Below are 3,525 nucleotides of genomic sequence, written 5' to 3'. Positions count from 1 at the left end.
TGGGCAGCGTGTTCTCGCTGGCCTCGGCCGCCGTGAGCCTGCAGGCGGCCTCGCCGCAGGCGCTGGCCCACGGCATGCGCTGCACGTTCGCGCTGGCCGCCGCGCTGCTGGTGGCGGCGCTGGGCACCGTGCTCGCCCGCAAGGCCTGACGGCCCAGCGAAGCCAAGCCGCCCTCAGGCGGCCGCCACCCAGCCGGCCAGCGCGCCCAAGCTGGCGAGCAGCGACAGCCACAGCAGCGTGGCGCACCAGGCGGCCAAGCGGCCGGCATTGAGGGCCACGCGAAACACGGCCCAGCCCCGCAGGCACCAGGCCCCGCCCGCCAGCCACGCGGCCAAGCCCAGCACGAAGCCGGCCATGCCGGGTCCGTGCAGCGCCTGCGCCAGCAGCGCGGAGGCCGCGGGCAGCCCCGCGCTGCCCGCCTGTGCCGCCTGCGCGAGATAGCGCTCCAGCACATGGGGCTGCGCCAGCTCCAGGCCCAGCAGCATCACGCACGCCCCGGCACAGAAGTACAGCCACGCGCCGCCATAGAGGTAAGCGAAGGGCGGCGCGACGCTGCGCCAGCACGGCGCGCGCCGCACCGCGCGCCAGGCGGCGGCCAGCATGGCCGACAGCGCCGCGGCAGCCAGCAGCCCCAGGGCCACGCCCGGCACCACCCAGCGGTACAGCGGCCCCTCCATCACCACGCCCAACAGCAGGTTGCCCAGCAGCAGGCACAGCAACAGCATGGCCAGCGCGGGCAGCAGCGCGCCGCCGCTGCCCGCGGCCACGCCGTCCTGTACCCGCCGGACGATGAGCGCGCGTGGATGCGCGAGCAACTCGGCCAGGTCCGCCACCATCGCCGCCGCCATCGCCGGCGCCGTGCGCGTCCGGCCTTGCGCGGGCTGGGCCTGGGCGCGGGCCGGATCGGGGTGGATGCCGTAGCGCTGCGCCAGCACGTCCAGCAGCGAGCGCAGGTCGGCCTCCCAGCGGTCGTTGGCCAGCGCCACGGCCTGGCAGCGGGCGAAGGGGCGCAGCGAGGGCGGCAGCGCCTCGGCCGCGGGCATGCCCGCGCCTTCCAGCAGCACGGGGATCACGGGCGTGCCCCGCGCCAGCGCCAGCTCGATTTCGCGCCGCACGAAGTCCTGCGGGTCGTCCAGGCGGCGGCTGCCGTCGCCGGCGGCCGCCTGCAGCCAGCGCGGCCCAACCAGCGAGAGCACCACCGAGGCGCCGGCCACGGCGCGCTCCAGCGTGTCCACGAAATCCGCGCCGGGCACGATGTCGCCCACGTCGAAGAAGACCCGGTCGGCGCCGAGCTCGGCATGCAGCCGGTCGCACAGCCGGCCCGTGGCGGCGGGGCAGTCCTGGCGGCGGTAGTTGATGAAAAGGTCCGTCATGCCGGGGCGGGCGAGGGTGATGCCTTAGATTGAGCCCATGCCCGCCTCGCAAGACTCTGCCCCTCCCGCGCCCGCGCCACAAGGCCGGCCGCCGCGCGGGCGCCCGCCCCGCGCCCCGCTGCCGGACATCGACCCCGCGCGCTGCACGGGCTGCGGGCGCTGCATCGCCGTTTGCCCGGAGCACGTGCTGGCGTTCGAAACCGTGCGCTGGACCAAGTTCGCCGTGCTGGTGGCGGCCGATCCCTGCACCGGCTGCAGCCGCTGCGAAACCCGCTGCCCGTTCAACGCCATCACCATGCGGCCCGCCTCGCAGGTGCGGCCCTGCGGCGGCTGAGCGGCGGCCTGGCGGCTACGGCCGCCCCGCGGCCAGGCAGCCCGCCAGGTCCCGCAGCAGCGCGCCGCCGTCGCCGCTCCAGGCGCTGCCGTGCATGCAGGCCAGCGTCCGGGGCGCTTGGGTGGCCAGCCGCTCCAGCGTGGCCGGGGTGTGCGGCACGTGCGCGAAGTAGTCCATCGCCTGGCGGAAGGCCTCGCTGGGCCCAAGGATGTCGGCATCGGTGAGCGGCTGATCGCCGGCCCCGGGCTGGGTGAACAGGTCGCCGCAGAAGAAGGTGCGCGTCGTGGTGTCCATGAGCAGCCCGCACTCCCAGCCATGGGGCAGGTGCGGCGTGTCGAACCACTGCACCGTGTGCCGGCCCAGGCACAGCAGCTCGCCGTCGGCCAGCGCCCGCGGCGCGCGCTCGGCCAGGTCCTCCATGGAGGTCATGGCGGCGATGCGCCCGCACAGCGGCGCGGCCTGCGGCGCCGCGGCCAGGAACTCGTTCATGGCGCCGCACTCGTCGGCCTCCACGTGCGACAGCGCCACGTGGCGCAGCCGCGCCAGCGGCATCACGCGCGCGAGGGCCGCGCTCACCGGCGCGAACAGCTTGCGCGGCCCGGTGTGGAACAGCAGCGGCTCCTCGTCCACCAGCAGGTACTGGTTGAAACTGAAGGTGAAGCCGCCGGGCAACTGCACCGGCGTGTGGATGCGGTAGATGTCGGCGGCGATCTCGGTGATCTGGCTGTCCATGGCGTGCTCCTGGGTTGAACGGGGCGGCAGCTTGTGTCGCCAGCCGCCGCGGCGTTACACCCCGCGATGGGGATGCGCGCTAAGCATGCGCCGCCATGGACGCCAGCCCAAGCACCGAGCCCGGCCTGGAGGCCCTGCTGGCCTGCCGCATCGCGGCGGCCGCACCGGGCGCGGCCGTGGCGGAGGAGGGCCCGCTCTACCGCCTGCTGGCGCCGCGCGCCCGCCGCTACGGCCTGCGCCACCCGCATGCGGCCGCGGACCTGATGCAGCACGTGATGGCGCTGACCCTGGAGCAGTTGCGCGGCGGCGCGCTGCGGGAACCGGAGCGCGTGGTCTCCTTCGTCCTGGGCGCCTGCCGCTTGACGGTGCAGGAGCTGCTGCGCGGCCACCGCCGGCGCGAGGCGCTGCTGCAGCGCCACGGGCACGAGATCGCCATGGCCGACCTGCACGAGGCCCCGCGCCTGGACCACGAGCGCCTGACCGACTGCCTGCAGCACCTGGCGGAAAAGGGGCGCTCGGTGCTGCTCATGAGCTTCCATCAGGAGCGGCCGGCCGCCGAGGTGGGCGCATTGCTGGGCCTCACCGCCGGCAACGTGCGCGTGATACGCCACCGCGGCATCGCCCGCCTGCGCGAGTGCGTCGCGGGCCCGCGCTTCGTGGAGCGACTCGCGGCCCAGGGGCTGCGGCTGCGCGAGTACCGCGTGCCCTGCAACGGCAGCGTCAACTGCAGCGCGGCGCCGCAGGACGAAGTGCTGGTTGGGCGGTTGCAGGTCGCGCTGCAGGGCGTGCGGCGGCTGGACGTGGCGGCGGATTTCAGCTTCGGCCCTTCGACGCCACGGCGAACGAAGTCGTGCTCTTGCCCGCGCTGGACGGCGTGCGGCGGCTGTTGGTGGAGCCCGCGGGCCCGCGCGAGCTGGGCCACTACAGCTTTCACCACAGCCCCCACCCAGGCGGCTGAGCCGCAAGCCCCGCCTGGCCCAAGCCACAGCGCGCGGGCAGGGGCTCAGGAGCTTAGGGATTCTTGGCCGTGCCGCTGCCGCGCCTGCCGCCGCTTGGCGGCCGGCGCCGCGCCGCGGGCGCGCGGGC

At 75.4% G+C, this 3,525-nt stretch carries 4 protein-coding genes; 2 read left to right on the top strand and 2 right to left on the bottom strand.

Features of this window, described 5'->3' with window-relative positions:
- Positions 1 to 173: 173 nt before the first annotated feature.
- A complete protein-coding gene (locus tag SM757_RS34605) occupies positions 174 to 1,373 on the bottom strand; it encodes a toll/interleukin-1 receptor domain-containing protein (protein ID WP_322468809.1) in 1,200 nt (399 codons plus the stop codon).
- A 37-nt stretch (positions 1,374 to 1,410) separates the two neighbouring features.
- Here SM757_RS34605 and SM757_RS34600 point away from each other — a divergent pair, with 37 nt between their 5' ends.
- Positions 1,411 to 1,707: an ATP-binding protein gene (locus SM757_RS34600; RefSeq protein WP_084267405.1), complete on the top strand. Its 297-nt coding sequence runs from the start codon at positions 1,411 to 1,413 to the stop codon at positions 1,705 to 1,707.
- Positions 1,708 to 1,722: 15 nt separating this feature from the next.
- On the opposite strand, the gene SM757_RS34595 is transcribed toward SM757_RS34600, so the two are convergent.
- The gene (locus tag SM757_RS34595; RefSeq protein WP_322468808.1) at positions 1,723 to 2,439 is read right to left on the bottom strand and encodes an oxygen-binding di-iron domain-containing protein; all 717 of its coding nucleotides are present in this window, start codon (positions 2,437 to 2,439) and stop codon (positions 1,723 to 1,725) included.
- A gap of 95 nt (positions 2,440 to 2,534) precedes the next feature.
- On the opposite strand from SM757_RS34595, the gene SM757_RS34590 reads away from it, so the two are divergent.
- Positions 2,535 to 3,525, top strand: a 991-nt coding sequence (locus SM757_RS34590) for an RNA polymerase sigma factor (RefSeq protein WP_322468807.1), incomplete at its 3' end; no start/stop codon positions are given.

Source organism: Azohydromonas lata (genome assembly GCF_034427735.1).
Classification (GTDB): domain Bacteria; phylum Pseudomonadota; class Gammaproteobacteria; order Burkholderiales; family Burkholderiaceae_C; genus Azohydromonas; species Azohydromonas lata.
This window is presented reverse-complemented; position numbering and strand designations above follow the sequence as displayed.